Source organism: Tenacibaculum geojense, from assembly GCF_042676005.1.
GTDB lineage: Bacteria > Bacteroidota > Bacteroidia > Flavobacteriales > Flavobacteriaceae > Polaribacter > Polaribacter geojense.
Window position 1 is genome coordinate 29011 of record NZ_JBHTJR010000042.1, and the last position, 22643, is coordinate 51653.

Below are 22643 nucleotides of genomic sequence, written 5' to 3' on the forward strand. Positions count from 1 at the left end.
ATGACAAAACAAATAGAAGACAACTTAAAAAAAATACCAGTAGTCAACTGGTTTGTTCAACTTGGTAAACAAATTAAAATACCAGGTTTAGAAGGAATGTCTTTTTATGATTTGTTAGAATTGTATGGGCTAGGTATTGTTAAAGGAGCATTAACAACACGTGCTGGTGGAATTGCGTTTAGTTTTTTTATGGCTATTTTTCCGTTTTTATTATTCATATTAACATTGTTACCCTACATTCCTATAGATGGTTTTCAAAATGGATTATTCTCGTTAATTAGTGAAATTTTACCGCCCAAAACATTTGATGCTGTAGATGGTGTTATTAAAGATATTTTAAACAATCAGTATGGAGGATTATTATCATTTGGTTTTTTAGCCTCTATCTTTTTAATGACAAATGGCGTGAATGCCATATTTGGTGGTTTTGAGTATTCAATTCATGTAGATGAATTTAGAAACGTGTTTAAATCTTATTTAATTTCGTTAGGAGTTTCATTATTAATGGTTTTCTTTTTAATAATAACTGTTACGCTCATTATTTTTTACCAAATAGCACTAACAAAAATAGGCTGGTTAGAAACAAGCGGACTCAATTTATTTTATTGGGGAAGAGGCTTTTTGTTTTTACTCATGATTTTTACAATTGTTTCTCTTTTGTTTAGGTATGGTACAAAACAAGGTAAGGAAGTTCGTTTCTTTTCACCAGGAGCAATTTTAACCACCATAGTATCTTTATTTAGTTTTTATTTATTTGGATATTATGTGGTTGAGTTTTCAAAATACAATGAATTATACGGATCTATTGGTACCTTATTAATTTTAATGCTATTTGTTTGGTTAAATGCTATTATACTATTACTTGGTTTTGAATTAAACGCATCTTTGTACCGATTAAAACATAGAAATAAAACTTCGTAATCCGCTAATAAATTCAGATATTTGCACCCAATTTTGTCATTCCTACATAGGTAGTTATTACAAAAGCCAATAATCAGTTGTTTAATATTTGTTTACCACAAGGGTGTAAACTAGCATAAATCAATTCAATGAAACCAAGTATTCCAAAAGGAACCAGAGATTTTTCATCAACCGAAGTAACCAGAAGAAACCATATTTTTAGTATCATAAAAAAGGCTTTTGAGTTATTTGGATTTCAGCCTATAGAAACTCCAAGTTTTGAAAATTCATCTACCTTAATGGGAAAGTATGGAGAAGAAGGAGATCGTTTGATTTTTAAAATATTAAACTCTGGAGATTATTTAAAGAAGGTTGATGATACGTTACTTAGCGCAAAAGAAAGTAATAAAGTTACTCCTAAAATCTCAGAAAAGGCGTTGCGTTACGACTTAACAGTGCCATTTGCCCGTTATGTGGTGCAACACCAAAATGAAATTACTTTTCCATTTAAAAGATATCAAATTCAACCAGTTTGGAGAGCAGATCGCCCACAAAAAGGTCGTTTTAGAGAATTTTACCAATGTGATGCAGATGTTGTAGGAAGCGGTTCTTTATGGCAAGAAGTAGAATTTGTTCAATTATATGATACCGTATTTAGTAAGTTAGGTTTAACAGGTACGACCATAAAAATTAATAACAGAAAAATCTTATCGGGAATTGCTGAGGTAATTGGAGCGAAAGATAAATTAATAGATTTTACAGTTGCCTTAGACAAATTAGATAAGATTGGAAAAGAAGGTGTGGTAAAAGAAATGCTTGAAAAAGGTATAACTGAAAGCGCTATCGAAAAAGTAGATCCTTTATTTAATTTTTCAGGCACAAATATTGATAAGTTAAATGCGTTAGCAGAAATGTTAGCAACATCTGAAGAAGGAACTAAGGGAGTAGAAGAGTTACGTTTTGTAACAGATTCTATAACTTCTTTAGGATTGCAGTCAGCAACTTTAACATTAGATGTAACATTAGCACGTGGATTGAATTATTACACCGGAGCTATTTTTGAAGTTGCTGCTCCAGAAGGAGTAAAAATGGGATCTATTGGAGGAGGAGGAAGATATGATGACTTAACTGGTATTTTTGGTTTAAAAGATGTAAGTGGAGTTGGTATATCTTTTGGATTAGATAGAATATACTTAGTAATGGAAGAGTTAGGATTGTTTAATGATGTTAGCTTGCCAAAACCAAAAGTATTGTTTTTAAACTTTAATGAAAATGAAGGTTTACAAAAAGTAAAAGCCATTGCAGAGTTGAGGTCAAACGGGATTAAAGCCGAGTTGTATCCGGATGTTGCCACAAGCAATAATCAACAAAAAAAGCAATGGAAATATGTAGATAAAAGAGCAATAGAATATGTTGTAACAGATGTTGAAGGAGAGAAGTTCAACATAAAAAATAGCAATTCTGGAGATCAAAAATTACTGACAATTAACGAAATAATTAATTTTATAGATTAAATCACGATTTTTTGTTTTACTTTTACGTGAAAATATTAAACAAAAAGAGATGTTTGAGATTACTAATAACATGAAAGACGAAAGAATAGACGAGATTGGAGAAAACCACATAGGAACTTCTGCAACTACACCTTTACGAGCAGATGCTTTTGACATTTCTGACAGTGAAAAAATTGAAAAGATTCAAGAGAGTGTAAGAGATATTTTAGAAACTTTAGGAATGGACTTAACAGATGATAGTTTACAAGGCACGCCAAAAAGAGTGGCAAAAGCCTTTGTTAACGAGTTGTTTGCAGGTTTAAACCCTAATAACATGCCAAAACCATCAACTTTTGATAATAATTACAAGTATGGTGAAATGTTGGTTGAAAAAAATATAGTAGTATACTCTACTTGTGAACACCATTTATTACCTATAGTTGGTAGAGCACATGTGGCATACATATCTAAAGGTAAGGTAATTGGTTTATCAAAAATGAATCGTATTGTAGATTATTTTGCAAAAAGACCTCAAGTACAAGAGCGTTTAACAATGCAAGTAGTTCAAGCTTTACAAGAGGCTTTAGGTACTCAAGATGTTGCTTGTGTTATAGATGCTAAACATTTATGTGTTAATTCTAGAGGAGTAAAAGATATTGAGAGTTCTACAGTAACTGCTGAATTTGGCGGAAAGTTTAAAGAAAAAGAAACTAAACGCGAATTTTTAGATTACATAAAATTAAACACCAATTTTGAATAACAATTGGTTTAATCATAAAAAAAGCCTTGAGTTTAATTTACTCAAGGCTTTTTTTATTAGTAAGTGTTAGTGTTTACCAACGTAATGCTTTTAATCGGTTGTACCCAACAGCCATAAAAACAAAAGAAATTAATGCTTTTACGGCACCAAAAGTTAGTTTATCGTCTGTTTTCCATGATGCGATAATAACATAAGTAGATTTATCAGCTAACAATTGTGTGGCTGTATCTACTAAAATTATTAACCCGAATACGATGTATAAATATGGAATAATTTTTTTCATTTTAATTATTTACTGGAATTTTGATAGTGTATAATTTTCTGCTTTTGTTGTTAAGATGCGTTTCTCTTAACCATGGATTTTCTAATTTTAACTCTTTATATGTAATCTTGTGTTGATTAGCAAAGTTAGCAATACTTGTAATAGCAGTATCTACTTTTACATCATAAGTAGTTATAGGTTGGTATAAATCTTCTTGTTCAAAAACAAATCCATATTTTTTAGGATTCGATAAGATTTCCTTTAATGCTAAAATTCTAAACACATATCGAGAAGTTTCATCATTTAAATATAAATCATAATAATTGTCAACTTTTTGTTCATTTAAACGTTGATTTATTCTTCCATTTCCAGCATTATAAGCTGCTGCTGCAAGTGTCCAAGAGTTAAACTTGTTCTTTGCGTTTTTTAAATATTCTGCGGCTACTTTAGTGGCTAATTCTAGGTTATAACGTTCGTCTACATTTTTGTTAACTTCTAGGCCATATTCTCTTGCTGTACCTCTTAAAAAATGCCAAAATCCAGCTGCTCCAGCATGAGATTTGTTATTCATTAAACCGCTTTCAGCAACACATAAATATTTAAAATCATCTGGTAAACCGTATTTAGCTAGCATTTTTTCAATTTCAGGAAAATATTTGTTGGCACGTTTAATTAATAATAGTCCGTTAGATTGCCAATAAGTATTCACTAAAATTTCTCTATCCAAACGCTCTCTGATATTGGCCTTTTCTAGCGGAACACGTTCTCCGGCAAACTCCATATAACTCGGAAGTTTTATGGCTTTTACTTCATACAATTCACTTACTTTTTTTGTAGGTGAATTATTACTAGATGATGATAAACTATTTTTATGAGCTCTCTTAGACTTTGGAATAGTGTCTTGAGAGGAAATCTCAGAACTTTTAAATGGTTTATAAGTAGCATTCATTAAAAAAAATGCTAATGCTACAAAGCTAATCATGCTTAAAAAACGAACTGACTTATTCATAGGTGTTGTTAGGTTTTTAATTATACAATGCAGGTACACTCTTTTGCTAAAATTTTTGAAATGGTTTTGGCCTTATTCAAAATCATGATGTGAGTACCGTTATTAATTTCTATAACATTTTTAATGTGCTTTATAGGAAACACTTCGTCTTTGTTGCCATGAATATGTAAAACGTAGTCTAATTCTTTATGTTGTTGCCAATTTAAAACTGTATGAATGGCCCATTGTAAATAGTTTGCGTTATTTACAGAGAGGTACATTTTGTATAATTCGGCTCTTTTCTTTAAATAATTACCTATAAACAAATGTTCATAAGCTTCGATATTTTCGGCAATTTTAGCTGGAAATAGTTTGTAAGCTCTAGTTTTTTGAGCAATTTTTAAGCGTTTTGGTAGTTCTTTCCTACTTTTTATGCTCGATATGATAATTACACGTTGTGTGTGTATTATTTTACTCATTTCTTGAACCATTACACCTCCAAAAGAAACACCAATTAAAATGGGGTTTTGATGTGTTATTTTTTCACACATTCTTTTGGCATAATGTTCTATAGGTTCTGTAGTGCTTACAGGTAAAATCCAGTCTAAAAAGTGTAATTCAAAAGTATCGGGTGGTAGTTGAATATGCTCAAATATCTTCGTGTTGGCAGCTAATCCAGGAACGAAATAAATGTGCGTTTTCTCCACGTTATTCAAAGAATTTTTTGTCTAATAAAATACCTTCTACATACTCTTTAACATCTATAAGTTCTGTTGGAACTTCATCACTCCATAGTCGAACTTCTATTTGTTCTCCATTGTATGATATAAACGTACTAGGCAAATCCATTATTTTAGGATTGTCGTATTTTTTTTGAAAAGAAGAAAAGTTATTTTTTTCTAATTTTTCTTTTAGTGTGTTAAATTCTTTATCGCTAAGTAGAAATTCTTGTATACCAGTAACTAAAACATTTTCTATGCCTTTATAGGTAACTTTTCCTGTTTCGTTAATACTAACTTCAAAAACAGGACAATCTCCAAAGCATGGTGTTTTTTTTATTTTAAATAAAGGAATATTTACTTCTTCATTATTATTTAAAGATGCTGAAGAGTTTAGATTTACTGATGCAAATTCATCAGATTTTCTTAATTTTTCAAGCCAAAAATCTCTCTTGTTAACAGGAACTTTTACTAATGCTATTCTAACATTATTATTGTTGAAAACTAATGAGTCCCAAGTTAAGCCACTGTTGGTAATTAAAGCTTTAGCATCATTTACAGTTGAACTCTTTTTTAATTCTACTAATAAATCGTTAGTTTCAAACGTTGTATTACCCGATGTTTTTTGTGGTGAATTACAACTAACAATCAAAAGAAAAAATGCTAAATATGCTAACTTCATATGTGTGTTTACTGGTAAATAAAACGATTATAATGCCAATTTACGCAATAACTTTGGCATCAACAAAATCAAAACGCACTAATCCGTCTTCGTCGATTGTAGTAAGTTTTACTTTTCTAAGCGTATTTACTAATGCAGGATTCCATGGGGTTTTTACTTTTACATAGTTTTGGGTAAAACCATGAATGTAACCTTCTTTATTCTCTCCTTCAAAAAGAACTGTTAACTCGTTTCCTAATTGGCTTTCATAAAAAGCTCTTCTTTTTTTAACAGAAAGTCCGCGTAACATTTTACTTCTTTTAGAACGAATATTTTTTGGAACTACACCATCCATTAAAACAGCTTCTGTATTGGCTCTTTCAGAATAAGTAAATACATGTAAATATGAGATGTCTAACTCTGATAGATAATTGTAAGTTTCTAAAAATAATTCATCTGTTTCACCTGGAAAGCCAACAATTACATCTACACCAATACATGCATTTGGCATTGTTTGTTTAATTTTAGCAACTCTGTCTGTATAAACCTTACGTAAATAACGACGTTTCATTTTTTTTAATAAGGTGTCGCTACCAGATTGCAAAGGAATGTGAAAATGCGGAACAAAAGTATCTGAATTTGCTACAAAATCTATCGTTTCATCTTTTAACAAATTGGGCTCTATAGATGAAATACGTAAACGATGAATTCCATCAACCGTATCTAAAGCTTTAACAAGATCGAGAAATGTATGTTCATGTCGTTTATTACCAAACTCACCTTTACCGTAATCACCAATGTTTACTCCTGTTAAAACAATTTCTTTAATTCCTTTTTCAGAGATTTCTTTAGCATTATTCATTACATTTTCTAGTGTATCACTTCTAGAAATCCCTCTAGCAAGAGGAATAGTACAATAAGTACACTTATAGTCACATCCGTCTTGTACTTTTAAAAACGCACGTGTTCTATCTCCAATAGAGTAAGCACCTACATAATTGTCTGCATCTTCTATTTCACAAGAATGTACTTCTCCAATATCATTTTTTGTTAAATCGTTAATGTAGCTGGTTACATTAAATTTTTCAGTAGCACCTAAAACTAAATCTACCCCATCTACGGCAGCCAATTCTTCTGGTTTTAACTGTGCATAACATCCAACAGCAATTAAAAAAGCTTCAGGATTTTGTTTTAAAGCAGATTTTACAATGGTTTTAAAACGCTTATCAGCATTATCAGTAACCGAGCAAGTGTTAATAACATATACGTCGGCTTCTTGTTCAAATTCAACACGAGAAAAACCTTCGTTTACAAAGTTACGTGCAATAGTTGAAGTTTCTGAAAAATTAAGTTTACAACCTAAGGTGTAAAAAGCTACTTTTTTATCTGCATTCATAATTCTGGCTATCCTAATTAAAATAAAAGCTTTTGGATAAGTCTTTATTTTTTTAGAAGTTCGTAAAATATGTGGTATTTAACGTACTTCATGTATTTTGAGTCTGCAAAAGTACAATTAAAAGATGATTTTTGAAACTGAAAGATTATTGGTTAGGAAATTAGAAGTTTCTGACATTGAGGGATTTTTTGAATTACAAAGCAATCCTAATGTAATGCAGTATGCAACAGGGAATGTACAATCTCGAGAAGCTATAGAATTTGAGCTTAAAGACTTAATATCTAAGTATTCAGATTCAAAAAATGATTTCTGGATTTACGCTGTAGCGCTTAAAACTAATAATGAATTTATAGGTACAGTAGCTTTTGTTAAAGATGGTAAAGACGATGAAATTGGATATCGTATCATCGAAAGGTGTTGGGGTTTAGGTTATGGAAATGAAATTTGTGGCGGAATGGTATGTTATGCTAAAGCTAGATGTATACCTAAATTAGTAGGTTATGTTGTAGATGTAAATAAGGCATCAGCAAAAATATTGGTTAATAATGGATTTACGGCAGTTCATAAATTTGTAAGTGACGATATTAATTTACCTGAAACAAAATATGAGATTATCTTGTAAAAAAACCACTTACTGAGATAGTAAGTGGTCAAATTTTTAAAAAACTAGTTATTATTATCTAACAGCTATTGGATAAGATTCTCCTCTATTAGATACAGAACCAGATGTTCTAGGTGCACCACCTCTTGCATGCATAATACCAGCAACGTGAGGTGAAGCCATAGAAGTTCCGCTTAAAGTTGCGTAACCTCCGTTTAAATAAGTACTGTATACACTACTTCCAGTAGCAATAACATCAATAGGATTCATGTTATAGTTAGAGAAAGAAGAAAAAGAACGGTTACATGTCATTGAAGCAACAGTGTAAATATTAGTTCCGTTAATACATGCAGGATCATAAAGAGCTGCGTTTGCACTACTGTTTCCAGCAGCAATTGCTACTAATGTACCAGAGTTAGCTAAAGATAAAAGTGCATTACGGTATGATGAGTTACTAGAACATCCATTTCCGTAGTATCCACCTAAACTTAAATTAGCTACATCTCCAGCAATATCATAAGTACCTACGTGGTTAATTCCAGCAAGGATAGTAGAAGTACTACTTCCTCCACTACAACCAAATACTCTTACAGGTACAACACTAGCACCAGCAGATACACCAACAACACCTTGGCTGTTGTTAATTGCAGCAGCGGTACCAGCAACGTGAGTTCCGTGACCGTTACAATCATTTGCACTTCCGCCTACAAAAGATTTAGCGTACGTTGAGTTGGTAACAACATTTAAATCTGGGTGATCTAAATCGATACCGCTGTCAATTACCCAAATCCACTGATCTTTTGAAGCTCCATTTGTAAATCCACCAGCATTAGAAATACCACATGGTGTTTGTTGTGCCATTCTTTGTGCTTTGCTTGCCTCTACAGTACTTTCTACTTTAAAGTCTGGTAATTCAACATATCTATCATGTTCAATCATTGCAATGCTTGGATCTTTAGATAATTCTAAAAATTCATCTTTAGATAATTTTACGGCAACCCCAGTAAATTTAGTAGTGTAGTAGTTTAAAACATTTTTAGAATCTACTAAACTTCTAGAAAGTACCGTATTCATTTTTTCAATCGATACTTCTGATAATTCTCTTACTTTTTCAGCTTTAGCAATTCTGCTAGTAAATTTTGTTGTTGATAGAGTTTTTGAAGTGGGGGACACTGCATCATTCTTAAAAACCACAATGTATTGCCCTGGAATGATGTTTCCATCACTAGCAGTAGCTTCACTGGTTGGTTGAACATTTGCATCGTTACTTTCGTTTTGACAAGAAGTAACAACTAGCGCCAGGGAGAGGGCGCAAAAAGTTAGTTTGACTAAATTTTTCATTTGTAATAAATTTTTAATTTCCTCAAATTTAGATAATTACATTTCTAACTACCAAATCTTGACTTTATGCAAATGAGTGTTTTTTAACATCAAAAATAACTATTATTTAAAGTTAACGCAACGCTGTAGCAATATATAAATATAGGGGTTCAGCTTTTTTTAAGATTTTTTTTTGCTTTTTTGTGGATAAAAAAACACATTATTTTTTTTAACATTAATTAACGTTTTTTAACTTAATTTAACAATAGTTGTTATTAATTTTAAATGTTAATTATTTATGTTATTTGCAATAGAAAAACACAATTGTAGTGATTATGTTTGTTTTTTAACTAATTAATTAAAAAATATTGTCATTATTTTATTTTGTTAAGAGTTGTAGTATTTTGTTAAAATTTTAGAAAAAAGTACGTTTTCCATTTTAATATTTTACGTCAGTTTAATTTAATAAACGTTCAAAAAACTAATAGTTTTATATTTACAAGAGATTAGTTACAAGAATGAGTGTATTTTTTAAATATAAGTTACAAAAAAGAGTTGCTGGTTTATTGGTGATAACTTTAATGTTGTTTTCATGCAACAAAAGAATTGGAAACTTTAGTGAAAATGAAGTTTTTAGATACAATGAACATGCAAATATTACATCTCTAGATCCGGCTTTTGCTAAAGATCAACGCAATATTTGGGCTGTAAATCAGTTGTACAATGGCCTTGTTCGTTTGGATGATAGTCTAAAAGTTAGACCAGATATTGCCAAGAGTTGGCGTATTTCAGAAGACGGAAAAACGTATTCGTTTCTTTTAAAAAACAATGTTTTCTTTCATAAAAGTAACATTTTTAAAGAAGATAGCACTCGAAAAGTAATTGCTCAAGACTTTAAATATAGTTTAGAAAGATTACAATCCTCTAAAGTGGCTTCACCAGGTGGTTGGGTATTGCAAAATGTATCGGCAATTAATGTGCAAAATGATAGTGTTTTAAATATTGAACTACATCAAGCTTTTCCACCTTTTCTTGGGTTATTAGCTATGAAGTACTGTTCTGTAGTTCCAAAAGAAGCAGTTGATTTTTTTGGAAATGAATTTAGATCTAATCCAGTAGGGACTGGTCCATTTCAATTTAAATTATGGGTGGAGAATACCAAACTAGTATTGCGTAAAAACCCATTGTATTTTGAGAAAGATATAAATGGAAACTCACTACCTTATTTAGAGGCTGTAGCTATTACTTTTTTACCAGATAAGCAAAGTGAGTTTTTACAATTTATTCAAGGAAATCTTGATTTTATGAAAAGTTTAGATGCTTCTTATAAGGATGATATTTTACAAACGGATGGAACTTTACAGCCAAAATATAATGCATCAATACAAATGCAAAAAGGTGCTTATTTGAATACTGAATATTTAGGTATTTATTTAGATGAAGCTGTAAAAGCTCCCACATCATCAAAGTTAATTAGGCAAGCAATAAATTATGGCTTTGATCGTAAAAAAATGGTAACATTTTTAAGAAACGGAATAGGTTTTCCTGCTATTAATGGTTTTATACCTAAAGGCTTACCCTCTTTTAATAATCAAGAAGGTTATACGTATCAACCTAAAAAAGCAAGAGAATTAGTGGAGAAGTACATTAATGAAACAGGAAATATTAATCCAACAATAACAATAACTACTAATAGTAATTATTTAGATGTTTGCGAATATATTCAAAGAGCACTTCAAAAAATAGGTTTACAAGTAAATGTGGATGTAATACCGCCTTCATCTTTACGTCAAGGAAAAGCGAGTGGGAAATTACCAATTTTTAGAGCTAGTTGGATAGCAGACTATCCAGATGCTGAAAATTATTTATCGTTATTTTACAGTAAAAATTTTACTCCAAACGGACCAAACTATACGCACTTTAAAAATAAAAATTTTGATGTTTTATATGAGTTGGCTATAAGAGAAACAAATGACGCTAAACGTTATCAGTTATATCAAAAAATGGACAGTATCATTATTGATGAAGCACCAGTTATTTCTTTATATTATGATGAGGTAATTCGTTTTAGTCAAAATAATGTTTCAGGGTTAGGTATTAATCCAATTGATTTATTGGATTTACGAAAAGTTAAAAAGCAATAGTTTCTGTTTTAATTTCTTTATCTGATAGATTTACCAATACAAGCCCTTCTTGGTTTTGAGTAAGTTGAGCTATCATTTCACCTTTGTCGTTAATGTAACAACTTTTTCCGCCTGCTTCAATGTTCCAGTTTGTACCACAGTAATTAGACATTATAATATGAAGTGAATTACTCTTAGCATATGATTTTAGTTTATCCAATCCGCTATCTATTCCGCTTTTTGAATAGAAAATACTTGGTAAATAAAATGAGCTATTTGTGTTTTTTGCGTTTTTTGCGTGATTTTCATGTTCAATATCAGCACAAATAGCAAACGATATTTGTTTTTGTTGATTTTAAAAAACAAAAAACTGGTATTTTAATACCAGTTTTTAAATTATGTTAGTGAATGTTTTTATCTGTTTCGTTCTATTAACAAATCTCTTTCAAGTGTTTTGTATTCTTCTTTGGCTTTTTCAAGTGCAATTTTATATTCTTCAATGGTTTCCTCAGCATTTTTAAGTTTACTTAACTTTCCTTTCATGTTTTGTATTTCTAGGTATAGGTTTACTACGTCATAATACATATCATGTTTATAAGCACTATTTTTATTGGGAATAGATTTTTGTAATTCAGCCAAGTCTTTTCCAATTAATTGATTGATATATTGAACGTTTTGTCCAGGAACATCTAGTGAATCAACTAATTTTTTTATGTTTCTCATCCTGTTAGAGAATTCACTTTGAAACTGAATTTCTTTATCAAAATTTTTTGCTTGCGTTTTTAAAATATTGTTTTCTTTAACAGGTACTTTAAATGTAAAAAATACAGCAGTAACTATAGTAGCAGTAGTTAATAAAAATAATAGTAAAAATTTTATAAAGCTATTTCTTCTTTCTTTAGTGTTTTTTGGTTTCATGTGCGTTTTTCAATAATATTAACTTCTTTGACAAATAACTACGTCGTCCTCTTTTAAGTTATTTGCATTTACGGTTTTCGAAAAATTTAAATATTGTACTCCTTTAAAAAAGGATGGTTTTCTGTAAAACACCCATTTATAAGGTTGGTTAGAATCATCTAAAAATTCTACTTTTTCTTCAGGGTTTCTTTCATTGTAATCATTTAAAAAGAAATAAAATAATTTCCCAAATTCAAGGTTCTCCGGAGCTTTAACTCTAAAGTTAGTTACCTCGTCGTCTGCATTTCCTTTTTTCTTGAACTCAAAGCTTATAACAATTGGGTTTTTTAGTTCGTTAGAAGTTGGATCTTTAACATTTTCCCCCAATGGATATAACCATTGTTTGTAAACCTTAACAGGAATTAGTAATGCTGCTTCAAACAACTTAACGGTAAGCATTGGAACCATAAAAGGAATGATTGCTGTTAAAAACGTGTAGTTAAAATCTGGTTTGAAAATATCTACCACTTTATAGAATGAAATCAATCCTATTAAGGCAAATGCTAATGAAAAAAAGAATTCATTAATAAAATTTGATTTATCTTCAGCTAAATCTTTAAAGAAAGTTCTTACTACCCATACATGTACACAACCTAAAATTAAAAATAGAACTTGAAATCCAATAAAACTATTTAAAGCTGTGTCGTTTAAAACTTTCGGCGAGCTTAATAAGCCTACTAAAGCAAAAACAATTAGTAAAATAATTCCGTAAATAATAGCCTTTTTCTTACTCTTGTTAAATAGTTTTCTAACGTCTTTAACAATCATCATTAAAAAAGTACTAACTAAAAATAAAAGTATGCTAACTTTAAGCGCATCTCCTTGTAAAATACTTTTTACTCCCATAACAATTATATTTTTGTAGAAACTCCCATAATAGGGTTATCTTTTTCATCTAAAACAAAATTTTGTTTTTTATTATTAAAAAAACTTGTTTTTATTTTTAGCTCTAAAGGTAAAAAATAACTGTAAAATAAATCAAGAAATTCGTTAATTTCTTGGTTTTTGTAGTACAGGTTAAGTTTCTGATTATTAACAGGTCCGATTTTAAATTCTACGTATGGAGCTGCAATATTACTATGTGTTGTTTTTGTGATGAAATTCATACCTAAAACAGTTTCTTTTTCTTCATTTTTAATTTCAAAAGATTCAAACCCTTTTACAAATTCTACTTTTTCTTCTAGTATTTTTGATAAACACAATTTTATCAATTCTAGATCACCTGCAATTTTATGACAATGAGGGAGTAATTTAGCTAACTGTATAATGTATTTGTTATTACTGAATTTATTTAATTTCCAAAAGTCAATTAAAAAGTCATTATTTGTATTGTAGAAATCATTAAGTAGTTCGTCTTCTTTTTTTCGGATATTTATTGATTGGTTGAATAATTCATTTTCTATTGGAGAAAACAACAATCGACTATCTCTTTCTTCTTTTTTTCTAGTTTGTCTACGTTTATTGAAGCTTTCATTATTTTTTCTTTTAGTATTATGAAAAATACCTTCGGGTAATACATCATAAATACCAGGTCTAGATAAATTTAAAAGCAAGGTTTCATCATTTAACTTACCCGTTTTTAAAATATCTCTTCTAAAACCTCGTTGAAAAGTTCCCTCGTTTTGAATACTGTAGTTGTTGCCAATTGAAGTAGTTTTTTGAAGTTCAATAAGTACAACTTCTGCTTTTAGATCTTCATAAAAGCTATTCAATTCGTTTAAAACAGCATACAATGTATCTTCATTCATGGAAATAAGAAATGATTAGTTAGCTTTTCTTCTTCCAGCAGATATTAGTTTTCCTGCCCAATATGGATGCTTTAAGTCGCTAATTTTAACTCCTGCCTCACCATCAACCTTTTGAGAAGTTGCATGAACAAATTTGTTATTATGCAGGTAAACACCTACGTGCACAACATTTAATTGATCTTCACCAAAGAATAACAAGTCACCTTCTGTTAAATGTTCCTCGTTAGTAAATAGTTCTGTTAATTTAGAGCTACATTGTTTTTGAGCAGTTCTTTCCAGGTATAAATCATATGCTTTGATAAATAAACGTTGAGAAAACGAAGAGCAATCAATGGCGTCTTTAGTTTCGCCACCCCATAAATAAGGTGTTCCCATCCATTCATCAATAAAGTTATATAACTCTTTATTAGTTAGACTTAATGGATCAACTTCTAAAATTTCAGCATATTTAATTTGAGTTTCAGAAATAGGATCTGGTTCAGGAATTTGAGTAGTATTATTTTGAATAGAATCGTATTCAACAACAACTGTATTTTCTCTTAATAATTTTTCTTTTTGTTTTTTTAATAAAGCTTCTTTTTTTCTTCTTTCTTTTTCTATTTCTTTAAGCCTTGCTTCAGCAATTTTTTGTTGCTCTTTTAACGCTTTTTTTCTTCTTTTAGCTTCTTTTTTGTTAACAGTAATTCTAACTTCTTTAAGTTTTATTTTTAAGTCTTTTTGTTGCTTAATCATAAAAAATTTAGGGTCATAGCCTTCTTTTAATACAGATATTACATAATTACCTTCTGGTAGTTCTTTCTCTAATGAGAAAAATCCATTTTCATCTGTATAAGTAGATAAATCAATATCTTCTATAATAACTTTAGCTTCCTTAACGGGTAATTCGGTATCATCTTCAATCACATAACTTTCTATAAATAAATTATTTTGTGCTGTAATAAAATTGAAGGATAATAGAAGCAATAATAGCGTGGTTTTTTTCATAATAGCATTTTTTTATTGAGACAACGAAAATAAAAAATATTTAGGTTACTTATTAAATTAAACTGAATAACTGTATGAATGTTATTATTTTAGTTATTTTTGGTTAAAAATTATTTATCTAATGTATGATCAAGAAATATTATCAACTACCATTAAAACCTGACAAGTTAATTAAGAATATGAGTCATGATAAATGCAGTTTAAATGCATCAATTTCTTCACATATTCATTTAATTAATACTACTTTTTTTGGTGAATGCAGCTTTGACGAAAGCTACGGTTGTTCTATTTGGGATATTGATTTTGATAATTTATCAAACGTTAATAAAATAAAAGAAAATATATCAAAATCACTTTTAAATTCATTAAAAGAACACGAAAAGAGATTAACTTCGGTTGCTATAGAAGTAAAAATTAAACAAGAAGAATTAACATCAGAAATTAAAAGTATGATTGTTAAAAAAAAGGTAACCATAAGAGTAAAAGCTACCATTGTAAAAACTAGTGAAAAGTTTTTTTATGAAGAGCATTTTTACATCGGACCGTTATCTTATTAAATAAAAAAAAATGAGCGAAACTAGTGAGGTAATTAAAAACCGAATGATAAAAAGAGCAGCTGCTCTTTGGGGAGTTCCTGCTAATGAAATTGAAATATCTTTTGACCCTGTTGTAACTTTACTATTAGGAGCATGTGCTTCTGAAATTGAAAAAATACATGAAAAAATAAATGAGTCTCAAGCAAGAGTTACTGAAAAAATTATTCAGTTAATGACTCCCGAAACTGTTTTTGGTCCAAAACCAGCACATTGTATTGTAAAAACAGAGCCTGAAGAAGATGAAGTAGTAATAACTCAAGATTTTCTTTTTTCATTTAAAAAGAAAGATGTAGAAAGAGCAAAAGAAAGGTTTAAAGATGTATTTTTTAATCCTATTCAAAATTTTAAAGCAGTAAAAGGAGAAGTAAAGTACTTAGCCTATGGCAATACTATTGTAGAGTTGAATGAGAATACAAAAGAACAAAACATATTAGTTAAAACACCTAAGTCTTTTGCAGAAAAATCTACTATATATATAGGTGTAAACACACCATTAAACGCTATTTCTTTAAAAAACACTTCACTGTATTTTGAAATACAAGATTTTAATAAAACCACGTTGTTTTATCATCATTTAAAAAATGCTAAATGGTTTGCTAATGGAGTAGAGGTTGCTACACATGCTGGATTGTCTGAAGAGAATGAACGTAAAGAGATCATAGCATCTATTTTAGAAGATAATTCTTTAAAGTTATCTAAGTTAACAGAACAGGTAAGAAACAATTATAACAGACACTTTATTTCTATTAAAGATAATTTTAATACACCTAAAGTATTACCAAATGCAATAGAAAATGTAGTTCAAGAAAATAGAATTGCTATTGATGAAAATACTACATGGATTAAGTTGGTGTTTCCTACTATTATTGACGCTTCTGTATTTGAAACTTTTTATTGTTGTTTGAATGCTTTTCCAGTCATAAATAGAAAAAAGGAAGAGTTTACCTATCAATTAAAAGAATACATTAATATTGTTCCAATAAAAACGAGTTCTTTGTTTTTAGATATTAAATCTATAACCAATACTAACGGAGATACATATAAGTTGTTAAATAAGCATCTTTCTTCTAACTCTAAAGGAGTTTATACTTTAAAAAGTGACGATATATCAAAGTTGGATAGTAGAAAATCAAAAGAGTATATTAATCACTTAATAGAATTATTAAAAAGTGAAAGTGCAGCTTTTTCATATTTAAATAATTCCTTTTTAAATACTAATCTTAAAAAATTAAACCAGATAATTTCTTTATTGGAGGTGAAAACGAATAATAAATTTACTGATGATGAAGAAAAGGAAACAAATTATGTAGCTGTTACGCCTTATTATCCTGAAGATTCTCTTTTTGTAGAGTTTTGGGTTACTGATGGAGAGTTTGCAAACAATATTAAGTTTGGAAGTACTTTAAAAAACTATCAAACTGTTGGATTAAAGCAAAAGAAAACATCATTATTAACATCAAGTTATAGTGGAAGAAATGCGTTAGATATGAAAGATAGGCTTAACGCATACAGGAAAACGTTATTAACTAGAGATAGGGTAGTAACAAAACAAGATGTAAAGCTAGTATGTATGGAGTTTTTTGGAGAAAAAATAACAGATGTACACGTTAAAAATAGCTATACTGTTGATGTTTCTTTAAATAAAGGAATGGTTAACTGTATTGATATAGAGTTAGTAAGTAATAAAAGTATTGATATAGACCCATATGAATGGGACTTTATGAAGAATAATCTATTATTATATTTAAAAAATAATGCAACTTCAGTTTTTCCATTCGTAATTAAAAAATTGTAATTCTTACATTTTTTCATACAATCTACACGGTTTTTGCAAGTGTAACTACTTGATTATAAGATTAATAAAAAGTAAAATTTAACAAAAAAAATTTTTAGCATAAAAAGAATTTACTAATTTCGAACCGTAAATATTTTTATATAAGTAAATATCTTTTTTTTAATTAATTAAATTTTTATTATGTCTTTTAAAGCAAAATTAAAAGTAGGCGGGAACGAATACAATGTATTATCGTGCTCATATGAATTACACCAGGAAACTGACGCAACAGGTAGACCATCATCTATAACAAGAGGTGGTAAAATTAAATTAACAGTTGAATCTACAGCAGATACTAGTTTATCTGATTGGATGTTCAACAACTTCGAAAGAAGAGACGGTTCAATAGTATTCTTGAAAAGAGATACAGAGGCAACAGCAAAAGAATTAAAGTTTACAGAAGGGTACATGGTTAAGTATCTTGAAAACTTTGACTCAACAGGTCACAACCCAATGGCAGAATCTTTCGTTATTTCTGCTAGATCTATAGCAATGGGTAATGGCGAACACATCAACGAATGGGTATAAATATATAATATAACCAATTTTATATAAAAATATCTATGAAAAACAACTGAAGGAAGTGTTTGCTATGCACTTCCTTTTTTTATCAATTAATATACTTATTACTATGTCATTTTTATCAAAACTAACCATTGATGACGATACAATGAATGTACTTCGCTGTTCTTTTTCCTTTGAACAAGGAGCAGATAGAACTGGGCGTCCATCTCAAAGACCCACAGGCGGTCAAATAACTATTTTAATAGAATCTACAAATAAAACCGATTTTTTAGAGTGGATGATTTCTCCAAACATGACTAAAGATGGTGAGGTTATCTTTTATAAAAGAGATAATATGTCTAATCTTAAAACAGTAAGTTTTAGAGAGGGCTATTGTTTAAACTATGATGAAGATTTTGATGCTGTTAGTAATGAACCTTTAAAAACAAGGATTGTAATATCAGCAAAAGAAATAACAGTAAAAGACACCACCTTTGTAAATAATTGGCATACTGTTTAATATAAAATAATAGTTATTAGTCACGTTAATGAAACAATTATCAAAAATATTATTATTGATTATAAGTAGTAGTATAATTTCATGCGAAACAATTAGTATTGAAAACGGAAAAATGTTTTCAACAAAAACAGTTGTAGATACTTCTTATAATTGTAATTCAGATTCTATTACAGTAAATTACTTGAAAAAAGCAACCTTAGATCAAGCGTTGAGTAATTGTCAATTAACAATTAATAATTCGGAGTTTATTCTTGGAGAATATGATTTTATGGAGCCAAGAAAGGATTTGTACAAATATTTTACCAACAAAGATTTTAATAAAAAATCTATTGTAATTAAAGAAATTACTTGGGAAACCAAAAACGGATTAGAGCTTATACAAGTTTGGTACAAGCAAAATAAAAACCTATGGAAACCCATTAATGCCTGTAGATATAAAAAAGTGTAAAATTAAAAATGCATATCATAAGTAGTATTCAAACAATATTGCCAGCCAGTTAAAACTATGTATTCTTCAAAAAAAAGCTATGAAAGTAATTAATATAGTTAAAAAGGTAAGCATAGTAAAATTGTTTATACAGTTTAAGAAACAATACTATTTTTATGGAAAATGAAAGAAAAAGTTATTTAGAAAGAAAAAAAGAGCTTACCAGTTATTACAAAGCACGTGTTAGTACATATGAAGGTTATGCCAATGAACCTAGAGAAAAGGCTATTGTAAATATAGTTGAAGAGGTTTCATTATTTGTAAATATCAATCCATCATATTTATACACTATTGCAGTTGGAGAGGGTTTAGGTAGTCAGTATTTAGATTTTATGTTTGATTCTAAAACAGGTATGCTTGTTACCGATGTTGAAGTTGACGGTTTTCAAAATTTAGGATTAGATTTTTTCTCAGCAAATTCTGAAATAAGTAGGATTAAGAAATACTTACCTTCAAATTTCAACGAAAATAATGAGTATAAAATATATCAAGTAGAGAGAAATGAAAAATATGGAGAGGAAATAGTTCCTAGTACTACATTTAAAGATCTAGAATCTGCTATGTATGGTTTTGCTGCAGTTTTAAAACATCGTGAAGAACTTTTTTTAAGGGCATGTATGCAGCTAGGGTACACAAGACCCACCGAAGATGAAAAGGCATATTGGACCTACTATTATTTTCAAGGAGAAGGACAGGCTTATCAAGCATTAAGTCATAATAAAGGATTAAATATTTTTAATAATATTTCAGTTAGTAGACAGTCTGTTCATATAAAAGCATTAGAAAGAGTTGCATCTTGGAGATATGTTCAGCATTTTAATATTTTTAGCAAGTAACTTATGAAAAAGACCATCATATTAATATTATTAATTGTTCTGGTTTCATGTAAAAATAAAACTGCACAAAAAGAACCATTGGTTACTGTTAAAAAAATTGATACAGTTTATTGCAATAACAACCAAAAAAACACACAGCAAAACTTAACTATGTATAATGAACAATACACCAGTGAGTTTGTGTACAATTATATCAATCAATTAATAAGTTATTCAAATACCAAAGACACTGTTTTTGTATGTGATGCTTTAGAAGCAACCGTAAATCTTACAAAAAATAACGATACAATATTTACTCATTGTTTTAACAAAACAGTTATAGCTAATGAGTATGATAACTATTATAAAAAACTTAAAAGTTTAACAGGAGAAAAAGCCGAGGAAATAACTAATTACATTCAACAATTAAAACCAAATTTAAATGATTTAAGGTTTGATTCTATTCGTTATAAATCAGTAAGAACAAATACTATTTATTATGATGCTTTTTTCTCTAATACTGCGGACAATAACGTGTACAAAATAAATTTAGGTATAGATTATCTAGGTGATGTAGGTACATATCACATTACAAACGTATCACCGCTCTTTAAACAATGATAAACTCATTGTTTGTATTATTTTAATTAATAACCAACACTTTAAAAAGCTATGGCATTACAAACATCAACAATAATAAATATAAACGGAACGGAAATAATGTCGTTTCAAAGGCTAACATTAAGTCAAGATATAGATTCAAATCATATTTTAACCCTAACATGTAGAATGGATGTTTTAGAAGATATAGAGGGTGAGTTAATTAATTCTAGTAAAGAGTTTTTAGGAGAATTAATTAGTGTAGAAGTACTACCTTTTGAAGGATTTGAAAGTAATTACGGTCAATTAAACTTTAAAGGAATTATTACAGAGGTAAGATCTATTAAAGGACATGATGCTGGTTCTGGAGATAAAATTTTAATTAAGGCATTAAGTCCCTCTTTTTTATCAGATGACGGTCCACATCATACATCACATAACGAAATTTCGTTATCAGAAATAGTAACAAAAACTTTTGAAGACTATGATCCGTCAAAGTTAGAAGTAGATATAAGACCAGTGAATGATCCAACTATTCACTACGCAGTTCAACACAATGAAAGTAGTTACAATTTTGCAAGTAGATTAGCAGCTCAGTACGGAGAATGGTTTTATTATGATGGCGAAAAATTAGTTTTTGGAGAGCCAGATACAGACGAGTTAGAATTAACCTATGGTTTTGATTTAAAAGAATATCAAATTAGTTTGTTACCACAATCGAACAATTACAAAATGTATGCGAACGATTATTTAACAGATGAAATTCAAGAAAAAGCAACCTCTGAAACAGATGCAGGACTGTCTGGTTTTGCAGGTTTTGTATCAGGTAAATCATCAAATATCTATACCAAAGAAACTAAAATTTGGCACAATTTACATTCAGACACACAAGTACAGCAAAGATTAGATACTGCCGTTGCACTTCAAAAGAAAGCAATAGAAGTTAAACAGGTTGAGGTACGGGGAATGAGTGATAACCCTGGAGTAAAACTAGGAAGCGTTGTTGTTATAGAAAATAATAAATACCGAGTAACCAATGTAAGTCATACCAATAATGAAGTAGGAGACTATCACAATTCGTTTACCGCAATAACTGCAGATATTAATGTATATCCGTTTACCAATATTAATGCATTTCCAAAAAGTGAAACACAAGTAGGTATTGTTAAAGATAATGCAGATCCGGATAGTTTAGGAAGAGTAAAAGTCCAATTTCCGTGGCAAGTAGAAGATGATATTACAACACCTTGGATTCGAGTATTAACGCCTCATGCAGGAGCAGATAAAGGCTTTCATTTTATTCCAGAAGTAGAAGAACAAGTCTTAGTAGGTTTTGAAGGAGGAAATGCAGAGCATCCTTTTGTAATGGGAAGTTTATATTCAGGAAACGGAAAACCTGAAGAATTTGCTACAGAAAATAACGACAGTAAAATTATACGTTCTAGAAGTGGTCATACCATAGAATTAAATGACACTGAAGGCGAAGAGAAAATTAATATTTATGATAATGAAGGAAGTATTATCATTTTTGATACACAAACCAAGTCGTTAACCATAAATGCTACAGAAAATATAGAAATTGGTGCTAAAAATATAAGAATTGTGGCTGAAGAAAACATAGAAATACAAGCACAAGGAAATATATCCAAAGCCGCAGAAGGAGACATAGCAATTCAGTCTCAAGGAGCAACAAATATAGAATCTCAAAGTGATACAACGGTTAGAAGTAATGCAGCAGTAGCTATAGAAGCAACAAGCGATGCTACTTTATCAGGTACCAATGCTGTGGTAAACGGTCAGACATCTGCAGAAGTAACTGGAGCACAAACAAAAGTTTCAGGAAGTGCTATGACAGAAGTATCAGGAGGAATTGTAAAAATTAATTAATATGCCAGGACCAGCCGCAACAATTGGAAGCATGCATACATGCCCAATGACAAATCCAGGAGGAAGCCCTCACACAGGAGGACCAGTTACAGGTCCAGGAGTTCCAACCGTTTTAATAGGTGGGAAACCAGCAGCAGTAATTGGAGATATTTGTACTTGTTCTGGGCCACCAGATACCATTGCACAAGGAGAAGCTACTGTACTTATTGGCGGAAAACCAGCAGTAACAGTAGGGTGTATGACAGCGCATGGAGGACAGATAGCCCAAGGAGAACCTACCGTTATTATAGGAACAGGTGCTGGTGCAACATCAGCAGTAATGCCAGTTAGTAGTATACCTTTTCCTACTATAACTCCAATAATGAAAGCTATGGCTTCAATTACAGGAAGAAGAGCAGAGTTGAATGAGGCAATTGCACAACAAGAAGCTTTAAGAAAAAGGTCTGAGAAAGATGGTTACTTAAGTAAGTTAGATTTTAGTATTTAGT

General features: G+C 29.9%; 25 protein-coding genes. 14 read left to right on the forward strand and 11 right to left on the reverse strand.

The genetic code is table 11. From position 1 onward, the window contains the following. The 3 genes from ACFQ1U_RS07075 (at position 1) to folE (ending at position 3153) form a co-directional block, all read left to right on the forward strand. Entirely contained in the window at positions 1 to 921 is a 921-nt protein-coding gene (locus ACFQ1U_RS07075) for a YihY/virulence factor BrkB family protein (protein WP_386106758.1), read from the forward strand. A gap of 128 nt (positions 922 to 1049) precedes the next feature. Further along, entirely contained in the window at positions 1050 to 2414 is a 1365-nt protein-coding gene (gene hisS / locus ACFQ1U_RS07080; RefSeq protein ID WP_386106760.1) for a histidine--tRNA ligase, read from the forward strand. A 49-nt stretch (positions 2415 to 2463) separates the two neighbouring features. Further along, positions 2464 to 3153 (forward strand): GTP cyclohydrolase I FolE, encoded by a 690-nt coding sequence (gene folE, locus ACFQ1U_RS07085; protein WP_386106762.1) that lies wholly within the window; start codon positions 2464 to 2466, stop codon positions 3151 to 3153. 73 nt (positions 3154 to 3226) lie between these two features. Here folE and ACFQ1U_RS07090 read toward each other — a convergent pair whose 3' ends face one another. The 5 genes from ACFQ1U_RS07090 to mtaB are packed head-to-tail and all read right to left on the reverse strand — an operon-like array spanning position 3227 to position 7179. Continuing rightward, the gene (locus tag ACFQ1U_RS07090) at positions 3227 to 3436 is read right to left on the reverse strand and encodes a hypothetical protein (protein ID WP_386106764.1); all 210 of its coding nucleotides are present in this window, start codon (positions 3434 to 3436) and stop codon (positions 3227 to 3229) included. A gap of 1 nt (position 3437) precedes the next feature. After that, positions 3438 to 4424: a lytic transglycosylase domain-containing protein gene (locus tag ACFQ1U_RS07095; RefSeq protein WP_386106766.1), complete on the reverse strand. Its 987-nt coding sequence runs from the start codon at positions 4422 to 4424 to the stop codon at positions 3438 to 3440. A 20-nt stretch (positions 4425 to 4444) separates the two neighbouring features. Beyond that, a complete protein-coding gene (locus ACFQ1U_RS07100; protein ID WP_386106768.1) occupies positions 4445 to 5110 on the reverse strand; it encodes an alpha/beta hydrolase in 666 nt (221 codons plus the stop codon). 1 nt (position 5111) lies between these two features. Continuing rightward, positions 5112 to 5804, reverse strand: coding sequence for a DUF6438 domain-containing protein (locus tag ACFQ1U_RS07105; protein WP_386106770.1), 693 nt, complete (start codon positions 5802 to 5804; stop codon positions 5112 to 5114). Between the two features lie 40 nt (positions 5805 to 5844). Further along, positions 5845 to 7179: a tRNA (N(6)-L-threonylcarbamoyladenosine(37)-C(2))-methylthiotransferase MtaB gene (mtaB, locus tag ACFQ1U_RS07110; RefSeq protein WP_386106772.1), complete on the reverse strand. Its 1335-nt coding sequence runs from the start codon at positions 7177 to 7179 to the stop codon at positions 5845 to 5847. A gap of 124 nt (positions 7180 to 7303) precedes the next feature. Between mtaB and ACFQ1U_RS07115 the strand changes: the two genes are divergently transcribed. Next, positions 7304 to 7801, forward strand: coding sequence for a GNAT family N-acetyltransferase (locus ACFQ1U_RS07115; RefSeq protein ID WP_386106774.1), 498 nt, complete (start codon positions 7304 to 7306; stop codon positions 7799 to 7801). 54 nt (positions 7802 to 7855) lie between these two features. Here the strand turns inward: ACFQ1U_RS07115 and ACFQ1U_RS07120 are convergent, their stop codons facing one another. Continuing rightward, entirely contained in the window at positions 7856 to 9121 is a 1266-nt protein-coding gene (locus ACFQ1U_RS07120) for a S8 family serine peptidase (protein ID WP_386106776.1), read from the reverse strand. Positions 9122 to 9618: 497 nt separating this feature from the next. On the opposite strand from ACFQ1U_RS07120, the gene ACFQ1U_RS07125 reads away from it, so the two are divergent. Beyond that, the gene (locus ACFQ1U_RS07125) at positions 9619 to 11244 is read left to right on the forward strand and encodes an ABC transporter substrate-binding protein (RefSeq protein WP_386106778.1); all 1626 of its coding nucleotides are present in this window, start codon (positions 9619 to 9621) and stop codon (positions 11242 to 11244) included. On the opposite strand, the gene ACFQ1U_RS07130 is transcribed toward ACFQ1U_RS07125, so the two are convergent. From ACFQ1U_RS07130 to ACFQ1U_RS07150, 5 genes are all read right to left on the reverse strand, one after another. After that, complete coding sequence (locus tag ACFQ1U_RS07130; protein ID WP_386106831.1) at positions 11231 to 11563, reverse strand: nitrilase-related carbon-nitrogen hydrolase; 333 nt, start codon at positions 11561 to 11563, stop codon at positions 11231 to 11233. The genes ACFQ1U_RS07125 and ACFQ1U_RS07130 overlap by 14 nt on opposite strands. 74 nt (positions 11564 to 11637) lie before the next feature. Continuing rightward, positions 11638 to 12141, reverse strand: coding sequence for a type VI secretion system TssO (tssO, locus tag ACFQ1U_RS07135; RefSeq protein ID WP_386106780.1), 504 nt, complete (start codon positions 12139 to 12141; stop codon positions 11638 to 11640). An 18-nt stretch (positions 12142 to 12159) separates the two neighbouring features. Further along, complete coding sequence (locus ACFQ1U_RS07140; protein WP_386106782.1) at positions 12160 to 13026, reverse strand: TssN family type VI secretion system protein; 867 nt, start codon at positions 13024 to 13026, stop codon at positions 12160 to 12162. 5 nt (positions 13027 to 13031) lie between these two features. Then, positions 13032 to 13928, reverse strand: coding sequence for a hypothetical protein (locus ACFQ1U_RS07145; RefSeq protein WP_386106784.1), 897 nt, complete (start codon positions 13926 to 13928; stop codon positions 13032 to 13034). Between the two features lie 15 nt (positions 13929 to 13943). Then, positions 13944 to 14912: an NlpC/P60 family protein gene (locus ACFQ1U_RS07150; RefSeq protein ID WP_386106786.1), complete on the reverse strand. Its 969-nt coding sequence runs from the start codon at positions 14910 to 14912 to the stop codon at positions 13944 to 13946. A 125-nt stretch (positions 14913 to 15037) separates the two neighbouring features. Here ACFQ1U_RS07150 and ACFQ1U_RS07155 point away from each other — a divergent pair, with 125 nt between their 5' ends. The 9 genes from ACFQ1U_RS07155 (at position 15038) to ACFQ1U_RS07195 (ending at position 22642) form a co-directional block, all read left to right on the forward strand. Further along, positions 15038 to 15469, forward strand: coding sequence for a GPW/gp25 family protein (locus ACFQ1U_RS07155; RefSeq protein WP_386106788.1), 432 nt, complete (start codon positions 15038 to 15040; stop codon positions 15467 to 15469). A gap of 10 nt (positions 15470 to 15479) precedes the next feature. Then, positions 15480 to 17303 (forward strand): type VI secretion system baseplate subunit TssF, encoded by a 1824-nt coding sequence (locus tag ACFQ1U_RS07160; protein WP_386106790.1) that lies wholly within the window; start codon positions 15480 to 15482, stop codon positions 17301 to 17303. A 180-nt stretch (positions 17304 to 17483) separates the two neighbouring features. Beyond that, positions 17484 to 17870 (forward strand): type VI secretion system tube protein TssD, encoded by a 387-nt coding sequence (tssD, locus tag ACFQ1U_RS07165; RefSeq protein ID WP_386106792.1) that lies wholly within the window; start codon positions 17484 to 17486, stop codon positions 17868 to 17870. Between the two features lie 103 nt (positions 17871 to 17973). Continuing rightward, a complete protein-coding gene (tssD, locus tag ACFQ1U_RS07170; RefSeq protein WP_386106794.1) occupies positions 17974 to 18366 on the forward strand; it encodes a type VI secretion system tube protein TssD in 393 nt (130 codons plus the stop codon). Between the two features lie 28 nt (positions 18367 to 18394). Beyond that, on the forward strand, positions 18395 to 18814 hold the full coding sequence (locus ACFQ1U_RS07175) for a hypothetical protein (RefSeq protein WP_386106796.1): 420 nt from the start codon (positions 18395 to 18397) through the stop codon (positions 18812 to 18814). A gap of 155 nt (positions 18815 to 18969) precedes the next feature. After that, positions 18970 to 19689 (forward strand): hypothetical protein, encoded by a 720-nt coding sequence (locus tag ACFQ1U_RS07180; RefSeq protein ID WP_386106798.1) that lies wholly within the window; start codon positions 18970 to 18972, stop codon positions 19687 to 19689. Between the two features lie 3 nt (positions 19690 to 19692). Next, a complete protein-coding gene (locus ACFQ1U_RS07185) occupies positions 19693 to 20289 on the forward strand; it encodes a hypothetical protein (RefSeq protein ID WP_386106800.1) in 597 nt (198 codons plus the stop codon). A 51-nt stretch (positions 20290 to 20340) separates the two neighbouring features. Further along, positions 20341 to 22155 (forward strand): type VI secretion system Vgr family protein, encoded by a 1815-nt coding sequence (locus tag ACFQ1U_RS07190; protein WP_386106801.1) that lies wholly within the window; start codon positions 20341 to 20343, stop codon positions 22153 to 22155. 1 nt (position 22156) lies between these two features. Next, positions 22157 to 22642 carry a PAAR domain-containing protein gene (locus tag ACFQ1U_RS07195; RefSeq protein ID WP_386106802.1) on the forward strand — a complete coding sequence of 162 codons (486 nt, stop codon included), beginning with the start codon at positions 22157 to 22159 and terminating at the stop codon, positions 22640 to 22642. Position 22643 lies beyond the last annotated feature (1 nt).

Excerpts from the sequence above, each read along its gene's own strand:
- ACFQ1U_RS07075 (WP_386106758.1), top strand. The coding sequence starts at position 1 with ATGACAAAACAAATAGAAGACAACTTAAAAAAAATACCAGTAGTCAAC.
- hisS (WP_386106760.1), top strand. The coding sequence starts at position 1,050 with ATGAAACCAAGTATTCCAAAAGGAACCAGAGATTTTTCATCAACCGAA.
- folE (WP_386106762.1), top strand. The coding sequence starts at position 2,464 with ATGTTTGAGATTACTAATAACATGAAAGACGAAAGAATAGACGAGATT.
- ACFQ1U_RS07090 (WP_386106764.1), bottom strand. The coding sequence starts at position 3,436 with ATGAAAAAAATTATTCCATATTTATACATCGTATTCGGGTTAATAATT.
- ACFQ1U_RS07095 (WP_386106766.1), bottom strand. The coding sequence starts at position 4,424 with ATGAATAAGTCAGTTCGTTTTTTAAGCATGATTAGCTTTGTAGCATTA.
- ACFQ1U_RS07105 (WP_386106770.1), bottom strand. The coding sequence starts at position 5,804 with ATGAAGTTAGCATATTTAGCATTTTTTCTTTTGATTGTTAGTTGTAAT.
- mtaB (WP_386106772.1), bottom strand. The coding sequence starts at position 7,179 with ATGAATGCAGATAAAAAAGTAGCTTTTTACACCTTAGGTTGTAAACTT.
- ACFQ1U_RS07115 (WP_386106774.1), top strand. The coding sequence starts at position 7,304 with ATGATTTTTGAAACTGAAAGATTATTGGTTAGGAAATTAGAAGTTTCT.
- ACFQ1U_RS07120 (WP_386106776.1), bottom strand. The coding sequence starts at position 9,121 with ATGAAAAATTTAGTCAAACTAACTTTTTGCGCCCTCTCCCTGGCGCTA.
- ACFQ1U_RS07125 (WP_386106778.1), top strand. The coding sequence starts at position 9,619 with ATGAGTGTATTTTTTAAATATAAGTTACAAAAAAGAGTTGCTGGTTTA.
- tssO (WP_386106780.1), bottom strand. The coding sequence starts at position 12,141 with ATGAAACCAAAAAACACTAAAGAAAGAAGAAATAGCTTTATAAAATTT.
- ACFQ1U_RS07140 (WP_386106782.1), bottom strand. The coding sequence starts at position 13,026 with ATGGGAGTAAAAAGTATTTTACAAGGAGATGCGCTTAAAGTTAGCATA.
- ACFQ1U_RS07145 (WP_386106784.1), bottom strand. The coding sequence starts at position 13,928 with ATGAATGAAGATACATTGTATGCTGTTTTAAACGAATTGAATAGCTTT.
- ACFQ1U_RS07150 (WP_386106786.1), bottom strand. The coding sequence starts at position 14,912 with ATGAAAAAAACCACGCTATTATTGCTTCTATTATCCTTCAATTTTATT.
- ACFQ1U_RS07155 (WP_386106788.1), top strand. The coding sequence starts at position 15,038 with ATGATCAAGAAATATTATCAACTACCATTAAAACCTGACAAGTTAATT.
- ACFQ1U_RS07160 (WP_386106790.1), top strand. The coding sequence starts at position 15,480 with ATGAGCGAAACTAGTGAGGTAATTAAAAACCGAATGATAAAAAGAGCA.
- tssD (WP_386106792.1), top strand. The coding sequence starts at position 17,484 with ATGTCTTTTAAAGCAAAATTAAAAGTAGGCGGGAACGAATACAATGTA.
- tssD (WP_386106794.1), top strand. The coding sequence starts at position 17,974 with ATGTCATTTTTATCAAAACTAACCATTGATGACGATACAATGAATGTA.
- ACFQ1U_RS07175 (WP_386106796.1), top strand. The coding sequence starts at position 18,395 with ATGAAACAATTATCAAAAATATTATTATTGATTATAAGTAGTAGTATA.
- ACFQ1U_RS07180 (WP_386106798.1), top strand. The coding sequence starts at position 18,970 with ATGGAAAATGAAAGAAAAAGTTATTTAGAAAGAAAAAAAGAGCTTACC.
- ACFQ1U_RS07185 (WP_386106800.1), top strand. The coding sequence starts at position 19,693 with ATGAAAAAGACCATCATATTAATATTATTAATTGTTCTGGTTTCATGT.
- ACFQ1U_RS07190 (WP_386106801.1), top strand. The coding sequence starts at position 20,341 with ATGGCATTACAAACATCAACAATAATAAATATAAACGGAACGGAAATA.
- ACFQ1U_RS07195 (WP_386106802.1), top strand. The coding sequence starts at position 22,157 with ATGCCAGGACCAGCCGCAACAATTGGAAGCATGCATACATGCCCAATG.